Annotated in this window: 30 protein-coding genes; 26 read left to right on the plus strand and 4 right to left on the minus strand. The window is 51.1% G+C overall.

Translation table 11 applies throughout. From position 1 onward, the window contains the following. Positions 1-64 precede the first annotated feature (64 nt). The 4 genes from Tfer_RS16985 to Tfer_RS12965 all read left to right on the plus strand — a co-directional run bounded on the left by Tfer_RS16985 (position 65) and on the right by Tfer_RS12965 (position 5326). Positions 65-2491, plus strand: coding sequence for a YecA family protein (locus Tfer_RS16985; RefSeq protein WP_052218761.1), 2427 nt, complete (start codon positions 65-67; stop codon positions 2489-2491). A gap of 240 nt (positions 2492-2731) precedes the next feature. Continuing rightward, positions 2732-3079, plus strand: coding sequence for a hypothetical protein (locus tag Tfer_RS12955; RefSeq protein ID WP_052218762.1), 348 nt, complete (start codon positions 2732-2734; stop codon positions 3077-3079). A gap of 593 nt (positions 3080-3672) precedes the next feature. Further along, positions 3673-4206 (plus strand): hypothetical protein, encoded by a 534-nt coding sequence (locus tag Tfer_RS12960; RefSeq protein ID WP_052218763.1) that lies wholly within the window; start codon positions 3673-3675, stop codon positions 4204-4206. Next, positions 4172-5326, plus strand: coding sequence for a DUF3854 domain-containing protein (locus tag Tfer_RS12965; protein WP_052218764.1), 1155 nt, complete (start codon positions 4172-4174; stop codon positions 5324-5326). Before Tfer_RS12960 ends, Tfer_RS12965 begins: the two co-directional genes overlap by 35 nt. 128 nt (positions 5327-5454) lie before the next feature. Here the strand turns inward: Tfer_RS12965 and Tfer_RS12970 are convergent, their stop codons facing one another. Genes Tfer_RS12970 through Tfer_RS12980 form a run of 3 tightly spaced genes read right to left on the minus strand, consistent with a single transcriptional unit; the run spans position 5455 to position 6795 of the window. Next, positions 5455-5748 carry a hypothetical protein gene (locus tag Tfer_RS12970; protein ID WP_052218765.1) on the minus strand — a complete coding sequence of 98 codons (294 nt, stop codon included), beginning with the start codon at positions 5746-5748 and terminating at the stop codon, positions 5455-5457. A 32-nt stretch (positions 5749-5780) separates the two neighbouring features. Beyond that, complete coding sequence (locus Tfer_RS12975; protein ID WP_052218766.1) at positions 5781-6440, minus strand: ImmA/IrrE family metallo-endopeptidase; 660 nt, start codon at positions 6438-6440, stop codon at positions 5781-5783. Further along, on the minus strand, positions 6433-6795 hold the full coding sequence (locus tag Tfer_RS12980; protein ID WP_052218767.1) for a helix-turn-helix domain-containing protein: 363 nt from the start codon (positions 6793-6795) through the stop codon (positions 6433-6435). The genes Tfer_RS12975 and Tfer_RS12980 overlap by 8 nt, the downstream gene beginning before the upstream one ends. A 138-nt stretch (positions 6796-6933) precedes the next feature. On the opposite strand from Tfer_RS12980, the gene Tfer_RS12985 reads away from it, so the two are divergent. The 21 genes from Tfer_RS12985 (at position 6934) to Tfer_RS13090 (ending at position 25100) form a co-directional block, all read left to right on the plus strand. Next, complete coding sequence (locus tag Tfer_RS12985) at positions 6934-7170, plus strand: helix-turn-helix domain-containing protein (protein WP_052218768.1); 237 nt, start codon at positions 6934-6936, stop codon at positions 7168-7170. A 500-nt stretch (positions 7171-7670) separates the two neighbouring features. Next, on the plus strand, positions 7671-8489 hold the full coding sequence (locus Tfer_RS12990) for a sigma factor-like helix-turn-helix DNA-binding protein (protein WP_052218769.1): 819 nt from the start codon (positions 7671-7673) through the stop codon (positions 8487-8489). 155 nt (positions 8490-8644) lie between these two features. Continuing rightward, positions 8645-9004 (plus strand): hypothetical protein, encoded by a 360-nt coding sequence (locus Tfer_RS12995; RefSeq protein ID WP_052218770.1) that lies wholly within the window; start codon positions 8645-8647, stop codon positions 9002-9004. A 14-nt stretch (positions 9005-9018) separates the two neighbouring features. After that, on the plus strand, positions 9019-9483 hold the full coding sequence (locus Tfer_RS13000; protein ID WP_052218771.1) for a hypothetical protein: 465 nt from the start codon (positions 9019-9021) through the stop codon (positions 9481-9483). Positions 9484-9509: 26 nt separating this feature from the next. After that, positions 9510-9854: a hypothetical protein gene (locus Tfer_RS13005; RefSeq protein ID WP_052218772.1), complete on the plus strand. Its 345-nt coding sequence runs from the start codon at positions 9510-9512 to the stop codon at positions 9852-9854. A gap of 15 nt (positions 9855-9869) precedes the next feature. Next, positions 9870-10160, plus strand: a complete 291-nt coding sequence (locus tag Tfer_RS13010; protein ID WP_052218773.1) for a hypothetical protein — start codon at positions 9870-9872, stop codon at positions 10158-10160. 476 nt (positions 10161-10636) lie between these two features. Further along, on the plus strand, positions 10637-11359 hold the full coding sequence (locus Tfer_RS13015; protein ID WP_207642454.1) for a hypothetical protein: 723 nt from the start codon (positions 10637-10639) through the stop codon (positions 11357-11359). Further along, on the plus strand, positions 11340-13214 hold the full coding sequence (locus Tfer_RS13020) for a VirB4 family type IV secretion system protein (RefSeq protein ID WP_052218775.1): 1875 nt from the start codon (positions 11340-11342) through the stop codon (positions 13212-13214). Before Tfer_RS13015 ends, Tfer_RS13020 begins: the two co-directional genes overlap by 20 nt. Next, complete coding sequence (locus Tfer_RS13025; RefSeq protein WP_052218776.1) at positions 13207-15030, plus strand: hypothetical protein; 1824 nt, start codon at positions 13207-13209, stop codon at positions 15028-15030. Before Tfer_RS13020 ends, Tfer_RS13025 begins: the two co-directional genes overlap by 8 nt. A 47-nt stretch (positions 15031-15077) precedes the next feature. Next, positions 15078-15506: a TadE/TadG family type IV pilus assembly protein gene (locus Tfer_RS13030; RefSeq protein WP_152909057.1), complete on the plus strand. Its 429-nt coding sequence runs from the start codon at positions 15078-15080 to the stop codon at positions 15504-15506. Between the two features lie 17 nt (positions 15507-15523). Further along, entirely contained in the window at positions 15524-16804 is a 1281-nt protein-coding gene (locus Tfer_RS13035) for an RNA-guided endonuclease TnpB family protein (RefSeq protein WP_052218778.1), read from the plus strand. A gap of 561 nt (positions 16805-17365) precedes the next feature. After that, entirely contained in the window at positions 17366-17755 is a 390-nt protein-coding gene (locus Tfer_RS13045) for a hypothetical protein (protein WP_052218780.1), read from the plus strand. 262 nt (positions 17756-18017) lie between these two features. Continuing rightward, complete coding sequence (locus Tfer_RS13050) at positions 18018-18359, plus strand: hypothetical protein (RefSeq protein ID WP_152909058.1); 342 nt, start codon at positions 18018-18020, stop codon at positions 18357-18359. 482 nt (positions 18360-18841) lie between these two features. Continuing rightward, entirely contained in the window at positions 18842-19243 is a 402-nt protein-coding gene (locus Tfer_RS13055; RefSeq protein ID WP_207642455.1) for a hypothetical protein, read from the plus strand. 58 nt (positions 19244-19301) lie between these two features. Next, on the plus strand, positions 19302-20543 hold the full coding sequence (locus Tfer_RS16120) for an RNA-guided endonuclease InsQ/TnpB family protein (RefSeq protein ID WP_200901042.1): 1242 nt from the start codon (positions 19302-19304) through the stop codon (positions 20541-20543). Positions 20544-20661: 118 nt separating this feature from the next. Beyond that, positions 20662-21063, plus strand: a complete 402-nt coding sequence (locus tag Tfer_RS13065) for a hypothetical protein (protein WP_052218783.1) — start codon at positions 20662-20664, stop codon at positions 21061-21063. A gap of 26 nt (positions 21064-21089) precedes the next feature. Then, positions 21090-21383, plus strand: coding sequence for a hypothetical protein (locus tag Tfer_RS13070; protein WP_052218784.1), 294 nt, complete (start codon positions 21090-21092; stop codon positions 21381-21383). Between the two features lie 23 nt (positions 21384-21406). Next, entirely contained in the window at positions 21407-22831 is a 1425-nt protein-coding gene (locus Tfer_RS13075) for an S-layer homology domain-containing protein (protein ID WP_052218785.1), read from the plus strand. A gap of 447 nt (positions 22832-23278) precedes the next feature. Continuing rightward, the gene (locus tag Tfer_RS13080) at positions 23279-24337 is read left to right on the plus strand and encodes a hypothetical protein (RefSeq protein WP_052218786.1); all 1059 of its coding nucleotides are present in this window, start codon (positions 23279-23281) and stop codon (positions 24335-24337) included. Further along, positions 24334-24639, plus strand: coding sequence for a hypothetical protein (locus Tfer_RS13085; protein ID WP_052218787.1), 306 nt, complete (start codon positions 24334-24336; stop codon positions 24637-24639). The genes Tfer_RS13080 and Tfer_RS13085 overlap by 4 nt, the downstream gene beginning before the upstream one ends. Positions 24640-24773: 134 nt before the next feature. Then, complete coding sequence (locus Tfer_RS13090) at positions 24774-25100, plus strand: nucleotidyltransferase domain-containing protein (protein ID WP_052218788.1); 327 nt, start codon at positions 24774-24776, stop codon at positions 25098-25100. Between the two features lie 217 nt (positions 25101-25317). Here the strand turns inward: Tfer_RS13090 and Tfer_RS13095 are convergent, their stop codons facing one another. After that, positions 25318-25704, minus strand: a complete 387-nt coding sequence (locus Tfer_RS13095; RefSeq protein WP_052218789.1) for a hypothetical protein — start codon at positions 25702-25704, stop codon at positions 25318-25320. Between the two features lie 10 nt (positions 25705-25714). Here Tfer_RS13095 and Tfer_RS13100 point away from each other — a divergent pair, with 10 nt between their 5' ends. Further along, complete coding sequence (locus Tfer_RS13100) at positions 25715-26707, plus strand: hypothetical protein (protein ID WP_052218790.1); 993 nt, start codon at positions 25715-25717, stop codon at positions 26705-26707. Positions 26708-26837: the final 130 nt, after the last annotated feature.

The following is a 26837-nucleotide window of genomic DNA, read 5'->3' on the forward strand; positions in this document are numbered from 1 at the left end:
TTAGGCGAAATCATGGCTCTAATGTTAGCTTTGAAAAGCTTTTACTTGATTCGAGGTTATGACTATGTTTTACAAACGTTTTAAGCATAAAAAGGACAAACTTAAAATTAAGAAAGACGACTACGAATGTTTCCAACAGGGTCCCATTAAAGTTGAACGCATTGGGCGCTTTGTTAGAATGTCCTCTGATTGGAGACCAGGTGAGTTTGAAAAGCATATCCAATTTATGCAAGAAAATAGAAGTGAATTACAGGCCGAGATTAATCGTAAAATTGGTGAAATTTTAGATTTGATTGAACAGTATGATCCGTTAGAGCTAATGACTACAGTTTCAACCAAAAACTGTTTTTCGGACCCTGAACAGTATAGTGAACCAACTCATGAAGGGAAAGAAGCGTATATGGAATACGCACAAAGCCTTATAATGGGTCACAATAAGCTGGGGATAGGGAATAGTGTTACTGAAGAAGCGATCGAGAAATTCAACAATTTAATCCAAGAAATACTGAATGATGTGACGTGGTTTTTTGGTAGTGAAGCAGCTGAAGGAAGACGAGAACCAAAGGAAGATGAGTTACGTTTCATGTCAATACTGAGATGTTTGTTTCTCAGAGGAGATTCATTTGAACAGCACCATCTTGAATTGGTCCAGGGATTATATGAACTACACGATGCTTTCTTAAAAGAGAAGATAGGTTTTTCAACGGTAGAAATAATTGAAGGTTTACAAGAAATAGAGAGACAATTAAATGAAAATATTAGAACATTAATAGATTATTTTAAAAAAATAAAGGAGCTACATCAATTATTTATTGAATTTGTTGATAAACAAGATTTTGATAATGTATCTAATTTTGAAGAGTTAAGGGATATCTACAACTCTCTACCTGAGGTTAAGGAGAAAAAACAGGGATTAGACGAACTCTATAAAAAATCTGAGAAAATAATATTTATCATAGAACCAAATGAAAAGATTCCTAGACAGCTATTAGATTTATTAAGTTGTAGTTTTGGAGAAAACGAATTATTTGTGGCTTTTGAAAAAGCTCCAGGTTGGCCTACAAATGATTCTATAATATATAGCAAACCACTTGTTTCTTACGGAGAAAAATATTACTGCTTTATTCCTCAAGTATTATTTAGGAACATAGGAAATATTTTAGAAGATTTAATAAAACAGATAGATGAGAATTACTATAAAACAACCTATCAAGAAAAAAGGGCTGAATATTTAGAAAGAAAAGCATTGGAGTATTTTTCAAAGATATTTCCTCAAGCGTTAATATTACATAAAGTTTTTTACGACGTAACAGAAAACGGAACTACAAAGAAATGCGAATGCGATGGTTTAGTTCTATTTGATGGAAATCTTTTTATTATCGAAGCAAAGGCTGGATCACTTTCAACGTCGGCCCGTAGGGGTGGATTAGAACGTATAAAAAGAGATGTCGCTGAGCTAATTGATAAAGCTTATGTTCAAGCTTTAAGGACAGAACATTATATCAATACTTGCAGTCAACCTAGATTTGAATTTGAGGATGGTACGGAAGCATTGGTATTAAATAAAGAAAAATTACACGACGTATTTCTTGTAAATGTTACACTGGAAAGTCTGGGGCATTTATCAACTCAATTAAATTCATTGAAGATATTTAATCATCTTCAAGGAGAAAAATGGCCTTGGTCTGTCTTTATAAATGACTTACGAATAATTTCAGAACTTATTGAATGTCCATCAGAATTTTTGACATTTTTAAAGAGGCGAATAAGAGTTAATGATTACCCTCAATTTTATACTACAGATGAATTGGATTTTTTGATGTATTTTTTCAAAGAAGGGTTGTATTTTGAAGATGGAAAACTAGGAGATATTAATCTGCTAACTCTAACAGGATATACGGATGAGATGGACCGTTACTATAACTTTCTTGCAGGCAAAGTGAGTTCTGGTGAAAAACCGAGACTAAGAATTTCTGAAGAGTACAAAAAACTTATTAATGATATTGAGGCAACCGGTAAAGAGGGCTTTACTAGAGTAACTACGTTTTTATTGAGTTGTAGTTTCGAAACTCAACAAACCATTTTAGAATATATAAAAACAATTGAGGCCAAGTTACGCGATGACTCCCGTGACCATGATTTTACACTATATTTTAAAGAAGCAAATGCTGGTTTGTTAGTTGCTGTAACTTCGAAAAGCATTGAGGAAGCTCTAAATAGTTTAGATTCCCATTGTGAACTTAAGATGTATCAAACTCACTTTGAGAATTGGTTTCTTGTAGTTATTTGTGTTAATGACAAAGGAGAAAGAAAAATTGACTTCAAGGTTTATCAAAAGAAATGGGAACATAATTCTGAATTGGAACAGCGGCTAGAAGAATTTAAAAAGCGAAAATGGGATATGGTGACGAAGTCAAGGCAAAAGGTAGGTAGAAATGAATTATGTCCTTGTGGTAGCGGCCTAAAATATAAAAAATGCTGTGGTAAGTAATCTTTCTGTGTATCTGAAACTTGAGCATGAGCCATGACATCGCCTAACATAAAGCCGTGTTTCCGCATTTGACCATGCAAAACACCGGCAAGCACTGACCCTGTTGTCGTTTAACCATTACTCAACATGCTAAATTGCGGCAACACGTGTTGGACGAAGCCGCATTCGCGAAGCATACAGCGGCGCGGCATGGTGATGGTTAGGTGAAATGTGAACATTAATTCTGGGGGAGGTTTTGGAATGATAAAAATTATATTGACCGCTGTTTATATACTTTCGGCTGGGTTAGGTATTATTCATGGAACATGGTCACGCGCCAGTAAATTTGAGGTTCCTTTAGCATATTCTAGCGTGATAATACAGGGAATATTGAGCATCGGAACCCTACTTTGGTTTGGGCTAACTATTGCCTTTTTCTTTATATTTGGATGGAAATATACACTAATGTTGCTGGTTATAATTGTTTTTACCGGAAAAATTATTTTATACCCATTAGCTGAGATAATCATTATATTTCCTGTTTATAATTTTTTAAGTAAAAAGGCTGAGCAACACGAAAAGAATAACGATGATTATAATAGGTATTAGATAAGTATATTGTCAAGCACATATGGAGGCAATGTGCATACATTACTTAACAACACATATGCGACTACACTGCGACCAGCCTTTGCGGTATATAGTGTGCGGTGCCTGGAGCAAAACCGCGCCATCAATGCGCGAGAAATAGTTATTTAGCCGATATGCGCCAGGTAAACCACTGTGATGCTTTTAACTAATAAAACAAGTGTGCGCAAAAAATCTGGTTAAAACCGTTTTAAAACCCGCCTATTTACTCGGGCTTAAGCCTGGCAACTTGCGGCGGGTTCAAAGCACGGTCATAGTCGCGGCTGAACCTTTAAAGCCGCTTGACAAAACCTGCCATATACCAGTAAACTATACTTGTAACCAAAGTTTTTGTGGTTTTATTTCAAGTTTTTTATCCACCCGTTCCCGGGAAAGTTTTATATTAACAACCAAAGGGGTACGTATGTCACTTTATGAGTGCAGATACGTACCCTTTTTTATATTCACAGCCCAGCCCGGGGCCTTAAAAACTTAATAATTCAAAGGGGACAAAAAGGGACAGTGTTAAAAACACTGGCCCTTTTAAATTTTTCACAAAAAAGGAGGGGCAAAAGATGAACGTCGCAGTTGACATCTGCAACACAATATCCCACATCAACGCCGCCCTGGCGGAACGGGGGTACAATACAAAGGTATACCCCTCGCCGGACCTGCCGCCAGGATTTTTCCGAAGTGCCGCGGGGCTGGCCGTGTTCATGGCCGCAAAGCCGCTGCCCTTCGCGGTGGAAGGCGTATGGCAGGTATACCGGTCAGCCAGGGAAACCGGCGGCAGGCTGGTGTACCTTACCGCCCGCCCGCGGGAGGCCCGGTTCGTCACCCGCCGCTGGCTGGAACTCCACGGTTTCCCCTGCCCGGACGCCGTGGTGTTTGCTGGGAACAAGGCGGAAGCGGCCAGACGCCTGGGTATCGGCCTGGCCTTCGAGGACGACCCGGTTCAGATTCAGGCGTTGAACGCTGCCGGCATTAAGGTGCTGGCCGTGGAACAGCCGTACAACCGGCACCTGATCGGGCCGATGGTTTTCCCTGTGAAATGGCAGGAATGGAGGCGATCCGATGCAGCAAGAACTGAATATCTTAGACGTACTTAACCGTCTTAACATGAAGCCGGTTAAAACACCGAAGGGCCGGCACTGGATTTACCGCTGTCCCTTCTGCGGCGATTCCCGTAAAAGGGACAACCACGGCCACCTGTACGTGGAGGTCAACAAAAACGTCTGGCAGTGCCACCGCTGCGGCGAAAGCGGCAACGCCCTGACCCTTTACGCGCGCTTAACCGGGCAGGACACCAAAAGCGCATACAGGGAACTGGTCGGCGGTATGGAAAGCCGGATAAAGGAACGGCCAACACCGAATACGCCGCCCCGACCGCAGCCGGTGAGGCCCTATGGCTCCGAACCGGAAATGGTCAGCCTGGAACAGCGGGACGCGGTGTACAACGCCCTGCTGGACCTGCTGGAGCTTGAGGTTCGGCACTACCGCGACCTGGTCCGGCGCGGGTTCCCGGCAGAGATAATCAAAAAAGAAAAATTCCGGTCCGTGCCGGCGGATTACAGCCTGCGGGCGCAGGTATGCCGGGAACTGTTGAGCCGGGGTTATGACCTGGTAAACGTCCCTGGCTTCTACAAAGACCGTAACGGCAGCTGGAACTTTGTCGCTTCGCCGGGGTATTTCATCCCTGTGCGCACCGCCCTGGGCATGATTGCCGGTATGCAGATCAGAGCCGACGAGGGCAGCCCAAAATACTTCTGGTTCTCCGGCCATGACGTGGCCTTTGAGGGCCAGATAGAAGTAGCCGGCCCTCAGTACGACGGCCCTGTCTGGATCACCGAAGGCCCGGTGAAAGCCAAAATCGCCGCATACTATCTGAAACGGACCACCATTGGCATACCGGGTGTAAGCGCCTGGCGGAAGGCCATGCCGGTACTGAACGATTACCGGGACCGGGATAAAATTCTGGCCTTTGATGCCGACGCAGCAATAAACCCGCACGTCGCCAAAAACCTGCAGGCGTTTACGGAAGCGCTGTACACCGAACGCCACAGGCTGAAGCTGGCCCGGTGGAGCATTAACCAGGGCAAGGGCCTTGACGACGTGATCCTGTACCTGGCCCGCCAGGCCCACGGACAGATCGAGAAACAGCTTGTGCCAATGTCGTTATGGGACAAGGTAGTCGGGTGGTTAAAAAAGTTGTTTAGAAAAAGGGGGTAATGAAACATACGTGCCATAGCATAACAAAAGACCTGTATAGCAGAAGGCACGCCGGAAAAGCGTGCCCTCTGCTATTTTTTTGTAGGCATATTTTAAGTTGTGCAGGAACTTGGCCGGTTTTTTGGTCATTAATCAATATTTTCCTCTGATGGTATGACCGTCTCAATCACCTTTGTGCCAGGCCCTTCCTTAAATATCTCTTTGTACCTGCCCTTGGTGCGGTCTGAACCTATTTTCCTTATGTCAACGTCATGCTTGCTGCATCTGATTTCAGGATGCCGGAGATTATATTCCTTGAATTTCATTAGCGCCTCACGGCTGTTCCTGGCTTGGACATAGGTTATATAATAGACAGACCAGCCGCCTTCTTTACGGTGTCCCACATTTTCGTACCAGACCATTTTTTGATTCTTTTTTGGCAAAGGCGTCACCCTTGAACAGACAAGACTAAATGTTAAGGTATTTGCGGGGGGAAAGTTTTCAAAACATGTATGTGCAGTGTTTTTCCGCTGAGCAGGGTCCTCCTGTCATAGTGCCTGTATCCCATACGCTCGTGATACCCCGGTGTGCGGTACCGGAAGCAGTCTGTAAAGCCGTCCTTGAGGATAATGGACCCCTGGAAAAGCCCAAGGTTGCAGATCCGGTAGGCAGCGGCGGACAGGGAAACGTGACAGACCGACTGTACAGCGTCCAGCAGGCCCATTACGTTATACCAGTAGCGTTCGGCCAGCCTGTACACAATATCAAGCGGCATAAGCAGGTTGGCTGCCAGATAGTCAGCTTCTTTTTCCTGAATGTCTCTGGTCTCATACCAGGCATGTATGCTGGTTTTCCTGTGCCCGAGAATAAAGTGGCCGAATTCGTGAAATATGGAAAAACGCTGTCTCAGGACAGGGTGGTTTTTGTTCGCCAGAACATAATAACGTTTTTCAGTGCGTTGAACATATCCTCCTATGTCGTCCGGAAGGTTTGATACGCGTAGAATATGCACAGGTTTGTCCAGATTGAGCTTTTGGGCCACTTCCTCCTCATCCAGTGGAAACCGCATTTTGTTTTTCGCGAAAAAATCCATACTGCAGACCGTTGTGTGCCACATATCGTCCACACTAATCATTCTCCTCCTCCTCTCTTTCCAACTGCCTGATTAATTCCAGATTTTCCCGGAATGCCCGCATGAATTGGTTTTTTGTGGCTTCCGACAGGTTCGACTTTTGCAGCCGCAGGTACAATAATTTTTCCAGGTCCGGTTCGCTTGGCGGGCTGGGGTCGTCGGTGCGGCCAATCAGGTAATCAGATGATACATTTAGAGCAGAAGACAACCTGTAAATATCATCGTAATTTATTGTTGACGTGTACCCCCGTTCCCAGTTTGAGATCACCTGTGCCGACTTATTGACCAGCTTCGCCAGTTCTTCTTGTGTTAATCCTTTGGATTTTCTTGTCATGCGAATTCTTTTGCCTATTTCCATATTTGCCACCTCTGAAATATAATAGCATGAATTAACGAAATATGATACAAAAATAACGATAAAATTTAATTTAATAAAAATATAATCTTGACATTAACGTTAGACGTTAGTAAAATAGAGTTAAGGCAGGTGGTATATATGGTATACGAAAACGTGGAAAAAATACGCATAGCAAAAGGAATCACCAAAACACATATAGCAAAAGCCCTGGGGCTATCACTGCAGGGTTACAGGCACATTGCCTCGGGGAGCGTGCGGCTGGATGCTGAACGTCTGAAAACTATAGCCGCTATCCTTGGCTGTGAGCCCAGTGTTTTTTATGACGACAAACTAACGGACGAAGTTATTAAAGGAATTGCGATACAGTCTAATTAACGACCAGAGAAATATTTTTGAAATAAAGACAGGTTTCATTTATATTATCGAACACAGGTGAAAAACAGTAAACCCCTTCGACAAAACCTGCCAAAAAATCACAAGTTGCAATGCTTGCTTAGGAACTTCAGTCAACCACCCCGGACTGAAGTCCGGGGCTTGCCTTGGCGGGGGCGAGGGCAACAGGTTGACTAGATTGAGCCATGTGTAATATAGGGCTACACAGGCGGGGCTAGAAGAACCTCCCGGGTGCAAGTCCCAGCCCGGGGAAATTCGGCAGAACCGCTTAATGCCACGGGGAAAACCCCTAAGCCTTGCCTGTATTGTCGAGGGACACTAAACCGGTTTGACCGTTCCGGGCTGAATACCAGCACAAAAACGGTCAGTCTTACAAAAAAAGAGGAAAGAGGAAAGAAATGAGGGAAAGGGCAGCTTCCTCCCCGGAATGAATTCCGGGGTTTCCGCGAGACGCGTTGTTAGGCAAAGAAGGGAGGGTGTACATGTTAAGCCCACAGCAGCAAGAAATTGTGCGACTTAAAAAACAGGGTCTGGGCGCAAAAAAAATAGCCCAAACGCTGGGGGTATCAGAATCAACGGTAAAAACCAACCTTCGGCGGATTAAAGAAAAACTGGCGAGATTGCAGGGGGGTGACAAAGATAACCCAAACGACCCTTCACAATATCCGTGTGCCCTTTTTGAGGACCAGAATCTGGAAGAAATGATAAGCGAAGTACCTGGAGCGCCCAGGATGACGGTCAACCAGTTCCAAGTGCTGGCCTTGGCTGGCAAAGGGTTGACTGTAAAACAGGTTGCCAAGAAGCTGAATAAATCGGAAAATGCCGTAAGATGCACACTTAAGCAGAAAAGCATTTCCGCTAAAGATTTTTCCAAACGCAAGTTAACGGCGGAGGAACGGGAACGCGTCGAAAAGATCAAACCACCAGCGGAAAAACGTATCAGTTGGGCCGATGCCGCCCTTCTCCGCGCATACATTAACGGAGAAATCGCCAGGGACCATCTGGCTGGCGTGGAAGTGGTGCTCCGTGCCAAAGGATATATCCGCCGCACGCCGAACATAAACCGCGCCAACGCCAAACACCTGAAAACAATTATCGCCGGCTCGCGCGAAAAGGTGCTTCGTGTACCTGCAGACAAAGCCAAAACTGCACAAGCAGATTTGGCGCATAACAATGCAAAACTTCTGTGTTCCGTGACCGAACTCGAATATACCCATGAATATGACGAGCCGAAGATAGACAGCTACCGCGTATACAGTGTCAGCGCCGCAGCGCTGGAAACGCTTCTCAAAGCCCTGTAGTCGACTATCAAAGTTTTTTGGTTTCACCTCAAAGTTTTCAGCTTCAACCCCAAAGTTTTCAACCCGTTAGGAGAATACCCTGGCGGGTTTTTGCTTTTTTCAGAGGCCCGGTTGGCAGACCAGCGCGGAACGCTGGGGCTGGGAGGGTGCCGGCGGTGCGGGGAGTGCAGCCGGCCCGGGCAAAAAACATGAGAAAGGGGATGGTTGCTATCGAAGTCTTAATCACAAGGCACGCGTTCCAGCGCGCGCAGGTCAGGGGGGTAGAGTGTGAGACTATAGAAGAACTGAGGGAACTGATAAAAAGCGTACACAAACGCGCCCGCATAATAAAAACCGACAGGCGGGGAAAAGAAGGTGTCTATGCTGCCAAAGAGGTTGTGTACGCCGCTGCCCGAAAAGGAGGCAAACTTGTTGTAAAAACCATTTTTGGCACCCTTGCCCGCTACAACTGGGAACGTTCCACGCGCGACCGTCAATTCAGCCGGCACTGCCGCGGCAGAAGAAAAACAGCATAAGGAGGTGTGTTGTTGTGCAGAAAGGTTTTGTTGTTACAATCCTGTGCCTGCTGCTGATTTTTGCTCTGCCTTTGATGGCCAGGGCGGAGACCCTGCTGGACCCTGCACCTGTGCCGGCAGGGACTGCGGACCAGACGCCGGCCCAGGCACCGGCACCAACTGTCAGCCCGGATGGTAAGACAATAGTCAGCAGCGGCAGCCCTTACCGGACCGTAACGCCCGAAGAATTCAGCGGCAAGATAAACACTTTAACCGGCGAGGTAAAACAGTCTTTGGACAAGATTGTCGTACCTGTGTCGGAAGTGGTGGTTGTTATCCTGCTCCTGGCGCTGCTGGTCGGGTCGCTGTTCGGTATCAAGGTTGTCCGCAAATACGCCCTGGCCGGGCTGGGGTTTTCCGCCCTTGCGCTGGTGCTGTATTACAGTATCCCGTCAATCATGGGCTTTATCAACCATGTGGCGAAAGTTCTGAATAGCTAATCTAAAACCAAAAAGGAGATGGTTTCATGTTCAATAAGAGAAAAACACTGATAATTATGCTGTTGGTTGTTTCTCTCGTTGCCCTGTTTGCACATGTGGCCTTTGCGGAACAACTTCCAAATCCGTCAGCCAAAGACCTGGGCGACAAAATCATTAAGTTGGTGCAGGATGTAGGTGAACCCCTGGGCTCAGCAGTAGTATTTGCAACGCTGTTGTTTGCTTTCTTCCGCCTGGCAGTCACCTCCGGTAACCCCACGGAGCGTGCCAAGACAGTGCAGTCGTTGTTGTATATAGTGGTGGCTGGCGTAGGTCTTGGCGGGGCCCTGTTCCTGGCCGGCTTCATCATGGGCCTGGGCAATAATTTGCAATAATTGGAGGTCGGGCTTGTGCGAATATTCAAAATGCCCTACGAAACGGAACTGAACATCAAAATCCTGGGCGGTATAATTGATATTTACCAGGCCGTTTGTATGGGTGTGGTATTGATAATAGTTACCCCAACACTTCTTTCTATGACGTGGCTGCCGCTGGTCCTGCGGATAGCAGGGATCATACTGGCCGCCATAGCCGGGGTCATATTTGCCGTGGTCCGGGTGGGGGACCTGAACTTCATTCAGTACATATACTACCGTTCCAGATTTTTTGGGAACGCGGGCAAAATTCAATACCCAAACTAAAAAAGGGGGTCATAGACCCCACGGCTGAAGCCGGGGGCTTGTCCTCCAGGCTTTAGCCGTAGGCCCAAAAAAGGCCTCGCTATGACCAGCCTCAGAGGCCTGACTCGAAGGACAAGGGGATGAAGGTCCTACGTTACCGGGGAGAGCCGAAGTTCGCACTCCGGGATGCTCCTCCAGTCCCGAGACCCTGCAACCCGGCGGTTAAACAGCGAGCTGGGGGGTGTAGCGAGCAGTGCCGCCGGGAGACGGCCGCCCGGTAACATTGGCGAGGAGGGAGGCTGAGGAGAGTCCGCCTCAGCCCGTCACAAGGCCCTTACGGGCACAGGGGGCGTAAACCCCCTCCCCTTTACGGGGGACAAATTTAAGGCGCTTTCCTCCCTAGGCTTAAAAGCCGGGGCCTCCAGCGCCACATGAGGAGGTGAAAAAGCGGCAGGCAGGGTTCTGCCGCTTTTCCTATGTCAACAGCAATAACCGTAATGTTTCTTGTGCTGTCCGCGTTAATGGGCGCGGCAATTTTTTACATGAACAAGAAAGCCCTGAAAGGCAGTGTCGGTTACGCCGGTAAAGCAGCGGAACAGAAGTCCGAGGAAATTTCCCGGGTGCAGAACCCTTTGCTCGGCCTGAAAAACATCAAAAACGGCATAGCTGAATACGATACCCATATGTGCATCTACCTGCGTTTGGGCAGTATCGATTTTCACCTGCTCACCGAAGGCGAGCAGCAGTCCGTCGAGGACGTGCTGCTGTCCCTGGCCCGGACAGTAAACTTTCCGGTTCAGGTGGTGGTTATCAGCCGCCAGACCGATACCAGGATGGCGGTAAACGGCGTTGTACAGAGCCTGAATATCAACCGGTTAAGCCCGCAGTTGCGGAGCTACGCGGAACAAATGGTGCGGTATTTAAGCGCCATGATGGAGAACCGCGGCACGCCGGATTACGAAAAATACCTGGTGATCCGCTGTGATATGCTGGACAGCGCGGACAAAACCAGGAACGAGCTTTACCGCCGTGCCGACCTGGTAATCTCCGAACTGGCCAGGGCCAAGATCCCCTGCCAGCCGGTCAAAACCGACGAAATACCGGATATTTTCTTTGACCAGTTGAACCCGCAGCAGACCTTCAAACCCTCTGCTGCAATCAGGAACGGCGGTTTATATTACGCAAAAGGGGGTGGGATTGGTGCTGAAAAGACTGCTTGACAGAACATCACAGGCGCGGCAGCCGGAAACCGACGAGTTTACCGCAAACACACCCGGCCTGGACAACTTGATCAACCCTCCGTCCATAACAGAATACATAGACTACCTGAAGGTAGGAAGCAAATACCTGCGCGTGTTTGCGGTATCCGTCTACCCGCTGCAGACGTATATATCCTGGCTGGACGATGTGTATATGATGGGCAGCGTGATTACCGCAATACACCTGCAGCCGCAGGAGCCGGCCATGGTCAAGGCTACCCTGACAAGAAAAATCACCAACAAGATGTCGCAGTATATACTCGAAGATAACCGGGGCAACATCCTGAACCTGCCTGAGCTTAAAAAGACCGTTGCCGATTATGAAAACCTGCGCGAACTCATCCAGACCGGCAGGGAAAAGCTGTTTTCCATTCAGATACTGTTTGGGATATATGCCGACACTATCGACGAACTGAACGCGCGCAGTGTGGCCCTGGGCGACATACTGGCCCGGAGCGACGTGCGGATAATATCCCTGGACTATCGGCAGTACCAAGGTTTCAGAAGCCTGCTGGGCATGTGCCACTCCGGCATAACCCGGCCCTGGCAGAACGGCACGACGGGCAATACAATATCCATGCTGCCCATCACCGGCTCGGCCCTGAACCACCCGAACGGCATCTGGCTTGGCCGGAACTATTTCACCGGCTCCATGATGTTTTACGACCAGTTTGTCGGCCCGCCGGAACTGATGAACCCGCACATTGCCGTGTTCGGGTACTCCGGCGCAGGCAAAAGCACAACGCTGAAGGTAATGCTCCTGCGCGGAGCAATAAACGGCAGCCGGTACGTCACCATAGACGTAAACGGCGAATATGCCCGGATGGTACCGTTTACCGGCGGCATAAACATCCCCATAAAACCCGGACAGGTATCCGGCATCAACCCCTTTGAACTGTCTGTCGAAGAAACGGAAACCGGGCAGGAGACGGCGAACGTGGCCGACAAAATTGCCGAGATTAAAGCTCTCATCACGACCATGGTCGAACTGGAAGGCCGGATAAGCCTCACCGCGCGGGAGAGCGCAATACTGACGGACGCCATAGGCGCGCTGTACGCCAAACGCGGGATAGACAGCAATCCCGACAGCCTGTACGAGCCAGCGCCCGGCGTGCAGGGAGACGAAATCAAGGTTGGTTATGTCAAAAAAGCCATGCCCACGCTGACCGAACTGGCCGAAGAACTCAGGAACATGGGTGCGGAGGACATGGCGATTTATCTGAAACCCTTCCTGCGCACAGGGGAAAAGGGCATGTTCGACTGCACTTCTACAGTAAAACTGCATGACACATCTCACATTAACTTCGACCTGTCCCATATCAAGGACGACACCACCCGGCTGTATGCCTCTTTTGTTATCTACACCTGGGTCTGGCACGAGTTTGTGCTGAAGCTTGACAAGAGCATCAAAAAGGTGATAGAAAACGACGAGTGCTGGATGTTCACCAAACACCCTCTGGCCGCCGGGTTCCTGGAGAACTACGCCCGGCGCGGGCGGCACTACAGGTTTTCCCTGACCGTTGCCAGCCAGCAGGTGGAAGAATTTTTGTCCAGCGAATCAGGCAGGGCCATAATCAACAACTGCAGCACGGTAATCCTGCTGCGCCAGAACCCGTCGGTAGTTGAGATGGTCTGCGACCACTTCAGGCTGTCCGGCGGCAGCGGCGAGTTCCTGAACGGCTGCGGGCCGGGCGAAGGCATCATGCTGGCCGACGGGCGGCTGCACGCAATAAAAATAACGCCGCTGGACTTCGAGATGAAGTACATCGACACAAGGCCGGACAAAGTTGCTGCGGAGGTGCGGAGACATGCTTAGAATGCAAAAAACAATAACCCTGGCGCTGATACTGACAGTGCTGGTCATGGCGCTGGTGCCTGCCATGGTGTACGCTGCCGGGGAGGACCAGCAGCAAAAACAGCTTTCCAAGCAGCCATTGGAGGACAAGGGCAGTTTGGGAGAAAGTTTTATCGCGACAATAATTAACGGCCTGGTTGCACCTCTGGAATGGCTGGGTGAGGTGGGCGGAATCCAGACGCTGGACAAGCTGATATATGACGCATCCGGGGATGCGGATGTGTCGCCGTTAACGGCAGGCGAATGGGCAACGGCGCAGAAATGGTATGTGGGCATAGCAGGAGCCACAATGTCGCTGCTGATAATTAGCGTGTTCTACACGTTTATAAAAACAGCCGCCTATGCAGCGTACAACCCTGCGGCCAGGGCCGGACTCGCCCAGGACGTGGGCCGGTGGTTTATCGCCCTGGTCCTGGTGGCAGCCATACCGTATCTGTTCATGGTATTTTCCGGCCTGAACACCGCATTTGTCGATACAATCCAGGGTGTTGCCAGGAACGTGTCCGGCGCGGAAGCTGTCCGGCAGTTGGGCGATTATGGTGCCGGCGGCAGTTTCATATCCGGCCTGCACACCGGCAGCATACTGGGCACGGCCATAGCCAAACTTGTGCTTTTGGGCATTCAGGCGTGGATAAATTTTCTGTTCAAGATACGGAAGATCATGCTGATTATTATGCTGGTGTTCGCCCCGGTAGCAGTGTACTTGTGGTCCATCCGCGGCGAGCCGCAGCCGCTGTCCGTGCTGTTCGGCGAGCTGGCCAGCAACTTCTTTATGCAGACAGCCTATGCGCTGGTGTTCTCCGTGTTCCTCTCGTTTGTGAACCTGGCCGAGGCAACATGGATTGACGTGATTGTCTGGCTGTTTATGATTACTTCGATAGCGGAAGTGATCCGCAACGTACTGCAGTCCCTGGTCTCCCGCTGGTCCGGTGTGAACGAGGCGGGCATTGCCGGCAGGGCCCTGGCTTTTGCCGGCGGCGGCGCTCTTATGGGCATGTCTCAGGTCCTGCGCGGCAATAAACAGGCCATGGCCGATTTCAATAAGATGCCCAAACCGGAAGGCATGGCCGGGGCAGGAGGCAGCGGCAGCCTTGGCGGCGGTACCGCGGACTTCTCCGGCAGCCCGGCAATGGGGACACTGTACCGGTCGTCATATAACGCCGCCAAGTGGGGCGGTGTTATGGCCGCAGGCGTGTCAACGGCAGGCGCTGCCGCCGGCAGCCTTGTGACCGCCGCCGTGCCGGGTGGTGAGCACCTGGGCGTGATGGCCGGCCAGGCCGCCGGGGCGATAACGGGCGGCATAATCCGCGGAGTCGGTACATCAGCCGGCCTGGCGCGGAAAACCTGGTTTAACTCCCGGGCCTACGGCACCAACCTGGCAGGTGGGTTGCAGAAAGCCACGGGTACCGCATCAACCCCGCAGGCGCTGTTCCGCGCCGGGCGGATAGTGGCGCAGAACACCTTCAGCCCGGCAGGCATGCCGGGCCTGCTGCAGAAATACGGTGCATCGGGTGCGGCAGCAGAAAACCAGGTGCCGGCAACCTGGCGGCAGTCAAACGAGCCGCCGCCGGGTGGCGGAAGTTCCGGTGGAAGCGGACTTGACCGAAGTATGGCACCTGTAAGTTTTGCCGGCAATTCCGGCCCGGAAGGAATCGGCGGAACGTACAGCGGCGAATCCGAAACAGGGTCCATGCCGGGGCCAGGACAGGTACCGGCAGCGCAGGAAAAAACATTCAAACCGAAACAAAATGATTTTTCCCTGGACAATCTGGAGTAATCAGGACGGCAGAACGCCGTCCTTTTTTCTTGAGGAGGTGTATGTTTTTGCTGAAGCTGATAAAAAAATTCATCCGCGACGAGCGCGGCCTGACCAATCTTCTGTCAGCGACTATGGTGCTGATTGTTCTGATGGCTGTTGTATCCCTGTCCCTCAACCTGACCCTGCTGTGGAACGCCAAGATCGCCGTCCAGCAGGCGGCCTTTGAAGCGGCCAGGGCGGGCTCGGTGGCCGAGGACCCGGTACCGAAAGCAGTGTCAGTCGCCCGGGGGTTTGCTGCCGGCGCACTGCCCGGCTGGACAGATCCGAGCGTTGTTACCGTTACAGCCGTCGAAACCGGCGTGGCCCCGGACAAAATGCTGTCCGTGACCGTTAACTACCACCTGCCGCTGAAGGTGTTCAACGGCACGGGAGGCACGCTCAGGACTTTTGATCTGGTCGGTCAGGCAGTGGTTCCGATCCGGGAAAAATCGTAAAAAAAAAGGGGGTGGTCATGTTGCAGGTGACCAAAGCTGTGCGCTTTCAGATTATCAAGCCTTTAAATTTTTCGTGGGATGAGTTTGGCAGGATACTGAACGACCTGTCATATCACACAACTCTAATGTGCAACGCAGCGGTCCAGATGTACTGGGAGCACAATGTCATGCGGAACCGGTACAAAGCCGAGCACGGCAGGTACCCGCAGGACAAAGAGATATACGGCCAGAGCTTCCGGAACGTGGTATACCACCGGCTGCGGGAGATGTACCCGCTGATGGCATCTTCCAACGTCAGCCAGACAAACCAGTTTGCCTTGAAACGATGGCAGACAGACTTGCGTGAGGTCATGCGCCTGCAGAAGTCTGTACCCTCCTTCCGCCTGGGGACTCCTGTTCAGGTAGCTAACCAGAACTATAGTTTGTATATCGCGAAAGGCGAACCGCCGGAATATTGCGCGGAAATCACGCTGTTGGGAAAGGATGCCGCCTGTCGCCGGTTCACTGTTCTGCTCGATGCTGGTGACGCGCCGAAAAAGGCTGTATTCCGGCGCATCGTGGAAGGAAAGTATAAGCAGGGAGTTATGCAGATCATCAAACATCCCAGAAAAAAGAAATGGTTCTGCATAGTCTCATACACAATAACCAAAGACCCTGCTCCCGGTTTGGACCAGGAACGTGTCATGGGTGTGAACCTTGCCACCGGCGAGGCGGTATACTGGGCTTTTTCCTTTTCGCCGAAACGGGGAAGCATCCCCGCCGGCGAGATCGAGGCCGCGGAGAAAAAGATTCGGGCCATCACTGCCCGGCGCAGAGAGATGCAGCGGACTGCAGGCGTGACCGGCCACGGCAGGAAACGCAGGCTCAAGGCCACCAGGGTATTGGCCGGGAAAACTGCAAACATCCGCGATGCCATCAACCACAAATACAGCAGGCGGATAGTCCGGATCGCCGCTGCCAACCGGTGCGGCAAAATAAGGCTGGCCGACATGTCCGCGCTGGGGATGTCAGGCGCGCTTAAAGCATGGCCCTGGTCCGACCTGGTGCAGAAAATAGGGTATAAGGCCGCAGAACAGGGCATTGACGTAGAAATAGTAGAAAAGCCCGGAGACCGGGCCAAAGCGTGGCACACCTGTTCCGAGTGCGGGTATTCCGCCCCGGAAAACGTGGGAGACAACACCGAATTCCTGGCCTGCAAGGAGTGCGGGGCCAGAATAAGCCTGGAGTATAACGCCGCGCTGAACATAGCGGTATTGGCCCGGGACAGCATCCCGGAACAGCAGACATCGGCAAGCTGATGTTTTCTTTCGGGCGATTCGGCGTCCGAGGGTGAGAAGTGCCGGCGGGACTTCGTGCAGGCCCGGTAACGCTCACCAAGCCTCCGCGGAAGCGGGAAACCTCCGGCCTGGACTCCCTGGTAAGGGGAAGGCGGGGCCGGACAGCCCGACAAGCACATAACGTGTCGTCGAAGTCCCGGCGTTTTGGCGCTATTGGGGATCGACGACAAAAAACAAGCCGGAAACAGCAGAAAACCGCATAGGACCGGGTGTTCACAAACGGGTTTCCGGCCTGACTATGCAGGGCTGGAACCAAACAGCTAAAGTGCTCCAATTTCCAACCGGGGCACGGGTTTCCGGCCTAACTATACAGGGCTGGAACCCCTATCCCTGCAGCGTGGGTGCTTCTCCGGAAGGTAATCGTTTCCGGCCTAACTATACAGGGCTGGAACTAAACCCGCAGACCCGAACAGGCCCATTGCTGGCCAGTTTCCGGCCTGGCTGTGCAGGGCTGGAAAAGGAGGTAAGATAGCTATTAAAACACTGCGAAACTTAATCAAAAGCGAGCGCGGTTCTGCAGGCGTGCTGGTACTGGGGCTGGGCCTGCTGGTAATTATGATCATGCTGGTCAGCTACAGCCATTCCGTATCCCAGGCCATAGCCGCAAGGAGCGCTTTTTTAAAAGCCCTTACCGCCGGGGCGGAAACAGCCGCGGCCAGGATCGACCTGACGGCGGCGGAAAGCAGCGGCAGCGTAACGCTGGCTGCCGATGCGGTGCAGGCGGCCAGGGAAGTGGTTATGTTAAACCTGCCGCCGAACCTGCGGCCAATGGTGCAGATTACCGGTGTCACCCTGAACCGGCGCGCCGTAACTGTAACGGGCACACTGAACATGAGCATAAAAACCTTTTTCGGCGACAAGCCCGTTCTGTTCAGCGGCAGCGGTTCGGCCAGCGTCAACCACCCCGACTGAAGTCCGGGGCTTGCCTTGGCGGGGGTGAGGGTAACAGGTTGACTAGACTGAGCCCTGTGTAATATAGGGCTACACAGGCGGGGCTAGAAGAACCACCCGGGTGCCGGTCCCAGCCCGGGGAAATTCGGCAGAACCGCTTAATGCCACGGGGGAAACCCCTAAGCCCTGCCTGTATTGTCGAGGGACACTAAACCGGTTTGACCGTTCCGGGCTGAATACCAGCACAAAAACGGTCAGTCTTACAAAAAAAGGGGGTGTGAAAGTGTTCAGAAAAATTTCAGGTATGGCAATTATCGCGTTGCTGGCATTGTTGCTGACAGCCCAGCCGTTATTCGCCGCCACAGCCGGCAACGGCAAAACATCCGGCGCGACCGGCGGGTCATGGCTGCGAGTCAGGGCGGTAACCAGCGCATCGGTCCCGCAGGGCAGTAAACCGGATATTGTCACCAGCATAAATGAAGCCAAGCCTAACAGCTTCCTGGCAAATACAATGACGAAAAGCGAAAAGAAAAGCGTGTTCACCAGTCTTGTTGATCGGATAAAGTCCGGCATGGCATATGCCTGGGAGTTTGTGCGGGACTGGATAACCGGGCTTTTCAACTGAATCATCGCAGACAGAACTGTTTTCGGGCGATTCGGCGTCCGAGGGTGAGAAGTGCCGGCGGGACTTCGTGCAGGCCCGGTAACGCTCACCAAGCCTCCGCAGAAAGCGGGAAACCTCCGGTCTGGACTCCCTGGGAAGCAGGGAAGGCGGGGCCGGACAGCCCGACAAGCACATAACGTGTCGTCGAAGTCCCGGCGTTTTAACGCTATTGGGGATCGACGACAAAAAGCAAGCCGGAAACAGCAGAAAACCGCATAAGACCGGGTGTTCACAGACGGGTTTCCGGCCTAACTATACAGGGCTGGAACATGGGTTTGTTGCAAAATTTCCGGCCTGACTATGCAGGGCTGGAACAGGGGCAAAACATGCAGTACGCAAACAGGACGGCTGCAGAAGAGGAAAGAAGGGAGGGAAAGGGCAGCTTCCTCCCCGGAATGAATTCCGGTGAGGAAGCTGCCCGGTTTTCTATGAGGAAATGGTTGGTGCTTAAAAATTTTTTGGTTTTATTAGTTGTATCGGGAATTATGGTTAAGGGATATGCTTACTTATGGCCAGGGATTGTAAAAATGTACCATCATAGCCAGCCGGAAGTGTTTTGGATAAAGTTGAGGCAAGTTTTTGTCTGGGCTATGATAATGGACTTGTCAGTAGCTATAGTTGTAATGTTTATGCTTAATATCGTTCGAGAAACATCTTGGACTAAAAAGCAAACTGCTACTGTTATAATTGGTTCGTTTATAGCTCCATTTGTTCAGGTGGGTGCGATAGGTTTTGCAGCATCAGATACTTCTGCGCAAGTTTTATTGATTGTTTTTGTGTTGGGGCTTTTTATCATCGATTTTTTAAAGAATGGAGGAGCGCGAGGGGGCAGTAATTCCCCTTAATTCATTGAGGGGATACACGGACCCCCTCGTTTTTCTGAAAAAAGGGGGTGACCAGATATTGTTTCTAACGGTGAAGGCACAGGTACATGCCGATAGAGAAACCGAAGCCGTTCTGAAAGACGCGATGTTTTGTGCCACCAAAGTTTACAACGGCCTGCTGTGGCATCTGCGGGAAGGATCGAAAGAGACCGGCAAGGTAAACCTGAGTTGGTCGAACATCAACCGAATAATCAAAGAACTTCCCCAGGCGAAAGGCTACTATTCCCTGTCCGTGCGGATGACCTGTCTCGAAGTGATGGAGGCGTACAGGTCCTTTTTCGCCTTGAAGAAAAACGGACGTGTTAAGCACAACGCTCCCGGCTTCCGGCGAAAAACCGCATTGTCACCGCTAAAATACGTCCAAAGCGGGTTTAAAGTAGTCGGTGACCGGGTAACCGTAAGCCTGGGCACATCCCGCCCGGACGGCGTGCGTCGGGTTTCCTTTCGCGTTTCCCGCCGATCCGGGATAAGCCTAAGTAACCTGCGCGAACTTTCCATCATCTACGATAAGCTAACCGGGCGGCTGGAAGCCCGTCTGGTGGTGGAAGTTCAGTTATGCGAAAATGCCGGTACCGGCAGGGCGGCAGTGGACCTGGGCGAGACAGTGCTGTTGGCGGCGGCATTTGACGACGGCGGGTCTATTCTCTATTCCGGCAGACTGATCAAGTCAATCCGGCGGTATTGGCAGAAAGTGCGTGCGAAAGTCAAACCCCCGTCCAAAGAACAGCCGCGCATGTCCCGGCATTACCGCCAGATTGCCCGCAAGGAGCGCCGGCAGGTAGAACACCTGCTGCATATAGTCTCCAAGCACTTTGTGGAAGAGTGTGTGATGCGCGGGGTGGGCGAGATCGTATTCGGCGACCTGACCGGCAGGGTGGAAGGCAGGAGGTTTGGCCGGATGAACCAGCGGCTGCACGCATGGGCGTTCCACAAACTGACAGACATGGTTGTGTACAAAGCGGCGCTGGTCGGGATCGCGGTGCGGAAGCACGACGAAAACGGCACGTCTATAACCTGCCACGCCTGCGGTGTAGAAAAACCGTCGAACCGGAAAAGCCGCGGCTTGTACCTGTGCAGGTGCGGCTGGACGGCGCACGCCGACATCAATGCAGCCCTAAATATCTACGAGAGGGCGTACAACGTATCTCCCGTCAAGGGGAGTAGTGGCCTGGTGGCGAGGCCCGTGGTCTTGTCGTTCCGGATGGATCGGCATACGGTCCACGAACCGAAGCGCAGGATAACCCTGCGCCCATCCGCTTAAGGATGCCCCCTACTTTAGTAGGGGGAGGATGTCACGAATGTTCTTTTGTTGCGAATCTAAAAGAGTGCAATAAGACGGCTGCGGAAGCCGTCTTTTTTTTGAAAGGGGGAATGCCTTTTTGACCAGGAAAAAAATTATAATTATCACTGCTGCAGCCGTTACCGCCCTGGCGGCGGTAATCCTGTTCCTCTGGTGGCTGGGCGGGCGCGGCCCGGTACTCACGAAGCACACCCGTGCGCCGGACCTTACGCCCGGGCAGGTGGAGCAGGTAACCGACTACGGTACCGTGGTTAAGGCGGTTCCGGACAAAGAGCTTACCTACGCCAGCGCAGAAGCCGGAAAAAACGTCACTGTAAAGCCTGCGCCCGGCGCGAAATTCCAGTACGCGTCATACGTTACCGACCGCCTGCTGGACATCCCGGTGGGCGCGGAAGTATACGCCATCACCGACGGGGAGGGCCTGCTGTACGGGCTGTACACACCGCTTCTGCCGCCGGAACACGCAACAAAAAAAAGATAAGCAAGCTGGAAGGAGTCTGATAAGATATGTCAAATATTAACAAAGATTTTCCTACATACGTAAATAAAGATTTTGTTTCATTGGTGCATGTTGTGGACCAACCAGGGTTCTACCTGGTGGAAAAACCGGAAAAGATGTTTGTTGTGGTTCGGCAGTTGCTGTACTGCGGCAAACTGGGGAAACCCTTCAAGGCGCTGCGTTCCCGCTGCGTGCCGGTGTCGGCGGACATGGTGCCGAAGGTGCTGAAACAGTTTGGCTTCTCTGAAACCGAACCGCCGGAAATAGCTGAACAGCTAACCCTGGCTGAACCCGAGGGTTAGAAATTTTCAAGGAGGCTGATGCTATGTTAAAAAGAAAAAAACTGCTCACTCTGGTTCTAACTGCCGTCATGCTGCTTTCTATAACCGTACCCGGCGCATATGCCGCCGACGGCTATGCCGTGGCGGATTACGACCGGTACGTCCGGCCCGACGGCGACTTCGCCTGGGCCGTCAACGACCTGACCCTGGCCGTGGCCAGCGAACTGTTCGGCGGGTATCCGCCGGAGGGTGACAAGGACGGCATCTACTACTGGCGCGGGCTGGGGATCACGAAAGTAAAATTCATCGGTAAGCTCAACCCTGACTGGAACATCACCCGCGGCGAGTTCGCCACCATCACTGTGAAGGCCCTGGACATGGAAGCCGCGCCCTATGCCGAAAGCCCCTTCGAGGACGTAAAGGAAAGCGCATGGTACGGGAAAAACGTCCTGCGCCTGGTCAAGGCAGGTATCATTAGACAGGAGGACTACGGTCCCAGGCTGTATCCCGACAAGCCCATCAACCGGCTGGAGATCGCCGTGTGGATGGCCCGGGCCGCCAGGCTGGCCGGCGCGGCCAAACCCGAACCGGTGCAGGTGAGCTTCAGGGACTTCAACCCCGCGTCCAAATACGCCGGTGAAGTGGCCGAAGCCGTAAGCCTGGGCATACTGCACGGGTACCCCGACGGCACCTTCCGGCCGACGGCTAACGCCAGACGCGCCGAAGCCGCCGTCATGCTGATAAAAATGCTCAAACACGTGCCCATCTATGGCGGCATTGATAGGGACACCGCCGGGAAGATGATCAAGCAGTATTTCGACATCGAGACCAAGATGCAGAAAGCCTGGTTCCCCGACTACCAGGCAAAGATGGTGTACAACGAAGACTTCGAGGCCGCCTTCAAGCAGTGGCAGGCGGAAACTGCCGGCCTGCTCACCGACTACAACCGCGAGATCCGTATGCACCCGGAGGGGTTGTACAGTCTGAGATGGGATGTGGAGAACAGTGACCGCCTGACTTATGCCTGCAGCGTGGGCGTTTCGCCGGAAACGAACCCCGGCTATGGCATAGCCGGCACCCTGCCGCTGAAGGTGGCCCAGGACGAGGGCTACGGCCAAGATGTATGGTATCTGACTTTTTCTAAAATAGAAGTGGTCAACCTTATTGGCCATGGTCCTATTGTAGAAGTGGTTTTTCGCGCTGCTGGCTCTAACACTTATGTTGACGGCAACACCATAGGCGACGATACAGTACAAACTGTTCCCGGCAGCCCTGCAGATTATGGTGGAAAACATGCCCTGTTTGTAAAGCAGGGCGGCAAATGGAAAATCGCCTCCATATGGGGTGATGGCCGCAGCCCATGGCTGAACATAATCAAATTCACAGACGGCCCGGCGTACATGATCGAGCGCCTTGACAAGGACCCCTGGCTGAGGGTGATCCCGTATGACCCGAACAAAAAGCCGTAAGCATTGAGGGAGAGGTTTTCGCCTCTCCCTTCGTTTTTTTTGCGGGGGATAGGTTGCTGGCGGGCCTCACCGACCGGGGGAAATAAACCCAAAGGGAGGTGAGGCGGGTGATAGCAACATCAGATGCAATTCAAATTATTATCGTGGTTGTGCTCCTGCTTAACCTCGTGGTTGCCATATCGGACCGGCGCAAGTAGTTCAAAACCCTTAAAACTGTTGCCGCAGTTTTAAGGGTCTGATTGAAAACCCCGGTCGGGGAACGCGAGCCGCTGGTAACATTATTCCCTTTTTGATTTTTATTATAGCCTGCGTTTTTGTTTTGTCAAGGATTTCACAGGAACCTGGTGGTCAGTCGATTTTTGAGGAGAAAAACAGCAAATACTAAAAGTGTTGAACGTACTTTTTCTGAGTGCTAAAATATAAACAAAAATGTCAGGTGGGTAAAAAATGGTGAACGAACGCCAATTTATTGTCAAAATTGAAGGACCGGAAACAAATGACAACCAGATTCCTTTGTTGTTGCTTGCCGACATTTTAAAGGGAATTCAACAAACAGTTTACTATATTGCTTTGTCAGAAAAACATTATGATATAAAAAAGAAGGTCAGGGTTCCCAACGATATTCAAAAAGCCTGTGAATTGCGCAGAGTTTTGGAAAAGCCGGGGAGTTATGAAGTTGTTGTACAGGTAGCCGAACCACCGCAATTGGCGGTATTTGAAAAAGATATTGGTTTAGTTTCATGTAAAAAGTTTTTACACATTGTTGATACGCTTTCCAATCAGACATCAACTCCATTAAATGAGCTAGTGCCTGATAGCTTGCACCGCAGAAGGATACTTAGGTCTATCGAATCTTTTTGTCCAAAAGTTGGCGATGAGTGGCAGTTGTCATTAAGCGGTATTGGTGTGCCCTATACAGGTTACTTAAATGGCAAAGTCCGCCAAAACATTGGAAATTTGTTGGTTGAAAAACAAATTGAATATCGCGTAATAACGGGTGAATTGGTGCGTTTGCATTTGGATGAAAACCGCTTGGCTATTGACTACAAACCTACTCAACGGGTTTTGGATTGTTATTATGATCCTGAATTAGAAGATTTCGTTATACAAAACCTTAGAGACTTAATTCAGGTGTATGGTAAAGTGCAACTTGATTCAAATGGGCAACCGGACAAAATAGTCGAAGTGTTTGAAATAGCAGAACTTGACCTTCGTCCCTTAAAACTAACCTTGGTAGCAAGTGACGATACTGTTCTAGTATTAAATACTCCGTTAGAAATAGAAGCGGTATTTGATGAAGAATTGCAAGAAATTGTTTTCGAGCTACCGGAATTTAACATAATTGCAGCTGATGTTAAAAGAGAGGAAGCAATACAGCAGTTACAGTCCGATCTCGTTTGGTTATGGAAGGAATATGTGGATGTGCCTGAACAAACTTTGTCCGAGGACGCTAAAAACCTGAGAGAACGATTGAGGGCGCTTGTCAAGGAGGTTAAAAGAAGTTGAGGATTGTTCGTCCAAGAAAAGACGTAGAAACGGCTTTGGAGAATAAAGGTTTTCGGAAAAATAATAACGATCACAGAAAATTTGTTTACTATTCTCTTTCTGGTAAAAAAACAAGTATCTGGACTAAGACCAGTCATGGGACTAGCCATAAGGATATATCTTTGGACAACCTGAAAAAGATGGCAAAGCAGTGCCGGCTAACATTGCAGGATTTTTGTGATTTGCTAGACTGTCCTTTAAGCAGGGAAGAATATGAACAGAGAATGGTTTCTGGAGGATATATTATGCTAAAACAGATATAGAGCGGAGTTGATGAGGTGGGAAAGGTTCCCCACGCGCCCGTGTGGTCAAAAGAGATGCAGGGTTTACCGTCTGCCGTCAACTCCGAAAGGGAATACGCTGCAGAAGTGGTTCGCGAGACCGGGGAGGTAATATTATGGCTCCAAAGCAGGCTGAAATAATTATCGACCGATACATCAAACTATTGCGAAGCAAAAATATAAGGATTGACAAAGCGATACTGTTCGGGTCATACGCTGCCGGCAAAGCTGATGAGGACAGCGACATAGACCTGGCGGTCATAGGCCCTGACTTCGGCAAGGACAGGATAGAAGAAACGGTACGCCTGAAGGAGCTGGCAGAGGAGATAGACTACGACCTGTCACCGAGGCCGTATTCTACCGAACAGAACAAAAAAGCAGGCCGGGGAGATTTTCTCCACGATGAGATAATAGAAAAAGGCAAAATAATAACCCCAACCTGAACCAGCGGCAGATGTCACTGGTTTTCTTTTTTGTACCGGCTAGTTTATGGGTAAATTTTTTAATTTTTTACTCATATTTTATTGAGATGGGAAGTTTTTTCCCATATACTATAGACATAAGCGTTTGTTCGAGATAGTACAAAAAGCCGGTTCAAAAAAATAATAACCCCAACCTGAACCAGCGGCAGATGTCCGCTGGTTTTCTTTTTTGTACCGGCTAGTTTACGCCCGGCAGGGGGTGGGTGGTTTGATACGGGCACAGCGCCGGTTTCAAATATATAAAGCAGGAAAGGAGGTAAGGCTCCTTGCGGAGGACAAGGTTAACGACAGCACTGACACTGGCGGTTGTGATGCTTTTCACGGCATCGGCAGTGATGTCGGCCACCGCGGCGACAACCAGTAAATCTTCCAGCAGTAAATCATCCAGCAGTAAATCGACCAGCAGCAGTAAATCAACCACCAGCAGCAAGTCAACCAGCACCAGCAGTAAGTCAACCAGTACCAGCAGTAAGTCAACCAGTACCAGCAGTAAGTCAACAACCAGCTCCGGCTGGTCCAGCCCTGCCAGCGGCAGTACCACGCCGGGAAGCGGAAGGAGTAACAATAATAACTCTTTGGCCCCAAAACAACCCCCCGCGGCATACGCGGGCACGCAGTACAAGAACCAGCAGCCGCTGCAGATCACCCTGGCGAACGGGCAGAAGGTGACGGTGCTGGGCGACGTGTTCGGGAACAGCCCGACCGACGGGCGTATGGCCTTAAACGGCAGCAGCCTGTCCAAGGAGGTCCGGGCCGCCCTGGATGCCGCCGGTATCCCCAAAGAAGGCAGCACCTACCTGATCAACAAGGCATACGGCATATCCGGCGTGCAGTTGGCGTGGCAGAAAGGTACCGGAAAGGACGTTACTCTGGACAGGGCAATAATAGATTATATGGGTGGTATTGAGTATTTCGTCAGCAAAGGCTATACGAGCTTTAACACTGCAACGCCCTGGGGTCCTGGCGGTATTGCCACCCTGACCCTGTCCAACCCGTCCGGCAGCGGCAGGGGTTCCGGCGGCGGTAGCGGTGGCGGAGGTGGAGGCGGAGGCCGTACTCTGGCGTCAACGGAGTACCACGGCACGGTGTCGGTAAGCAAGACACCGAAGTACGTGTTCACCGCCTGGCACCGGCGGCCCAGCGGCGAGCTGTGCGACATGAAGGTGGACGTAAGCTGGTCCAATTTCCGCAAAGTGGTCTATTATAGCGACGGCTCAAGCGATGAGATACCCGTAGAAGTTACAAAGGTGGAAGCGTACCATGTCATAGAACGGTATGACGACAAAGGCCAGATGTACGTCTGGCCCGTGGAAACCCTGGCGTCCAGCCTGGGCAGCAGCGGCCATGTAAAACACCTCTGGCAGTACGAACGCGCCGGCAAGCCGGGATCGATGGTATATTATCTGCTGCGCCTGGAAACCGGCGACGCCATAGAAGTAACCTTCGAGGTCCCGGTCAACGGGTTCAGCACCACATACCTGAACCCCGACGAGGCGGAGACAATGGCCGACAAGGTTGCGCCCACATGGTGGTGCTCGCCGAGGGACAGCCAGACCGTGAGTTTCTAAGACAGTCAACCACCTCCGGCAAGGCCGGAGGCTTGCGGGAGGATACCGTAAGCCTCGGGTTGACTAGCCCAAGTCTTTTGGAGACTACGTTGGTATGGTGAACACACCCCGGAGTATAGCCCGAGCTCCG

Source organism: Thermincola ferriacetica (assembly GCF_001263415.1).
GTDB classification, from domain to species: Bacteria; Bacillota; Thermincolia; order Thermincolales; family Thermincolaceae; genus Thermincola; species Thermincola ferriacetica.

Coding starts and splice junctions, on each gene's coding strand:
- Tfer_RS16985 (WP_052218761.1), top strand. CDS start 65: ATGTTTTACAAACGTTTTAAGCATAAAAAGGACAAACTTAAAATTAAG.
- Tfer_RS12955 (WP_052218762.1), top strand. CDS start 2,732: ATGATAAAAATTATATTGACCGCTGTTTATATACTTTCGGCTGGGTTA.
- Tfer_RS12960 (WP_052218763.1), top strand. CDS start 3,673: ATGAACGTCGCAGTTGACATCTGCAACACAATATCCCACATCAACGCC.
- Tfer_RS12965 (WP_052218764.1), top strand. CDS start 4,172: ATGCAGCAAGAACTGAATATCTTAGACGTACTTAACCGTCTTAACATG.
- Tfer_RS12975 (WP_052218766.1), bottom strand. CDS start 6,440: ATGATTAGTGTGGACGATATGTGGCACACAACGGTCTGCAGTATGGAT.
- Tfer_RS12980 (WP_052218767.1), bottom strand. CDS start 6,795: ATGGAAATAGGCAAAAGAATTCGCATGACAAGAAAATCCAAAGGATTA.
- Tfer_RS12985 (WP_052218768.1), top strand. CDS start 6,934: ATGGTATACGAAAACGTGGAAAAAATACGCATAGCAAAAGGAATCACC.
- Tfer_RS12990 (WP_052218769.1), top strand. CDS start 7,671: ATGTTAAGCCCACAGCAGCAAGAAATTGTGCGACTTAAAAAACAGGGT.
- Tfer_RS13005 (WP_052218772.1), top strand. CDS start 9,510: ATGTTCAATAAGAGAAAAACACTGATAATTATGCTGTTGGTTGTTTCT.
- Tfer_RS13015 (WP_207642454.1), top strand. CDS start 10,637: ATGTTTCTTGTGCTGTCCGCGTTAATGGGCGCGGCAATTTTTTACATG.
- Tfer_RS13025 (WP_052218776.1), top strand. CDS start 13,207: ATGCTTAGAATGCAAAAAACAATAACCCTGGCGCTGATACTGACAGTG.
- Tfer_RS13035 (WP_052218778.1), top strand. CDS start 15,524: ATGTTGCAGGTGACCAAAGCTGTGCGCTTTCAGATTATCAAGCCTTTA.
- Tfer_RS13070 (WP_052218784.1), top strand. CDS start 21,090: ATGTCAAATATTAACAAAGATTTTCCTACATACGTAAATAAAGATTTT.
- Tfer_RS13075 (WP_052218785.1), top strand. CDS start 21,407: ATGTTAAAAAGAAAAAAACTGCTCACTCTGGTTCTAACTGCCGTCATG.
- Tfer_RS13080 (WP_052218786.1), top strand. CDS start 23,279: ATGGTGAACGAACGCCAATTTATTGTCAAAATTGAAGGACCGGAAACA.
- Tfer_RS13090 (WP_052218788.1), top strand. CDS start 24,774: ATGGCTCCAAAGCAGGCTGAAATAATTATCGACCGATACATCAAACTA.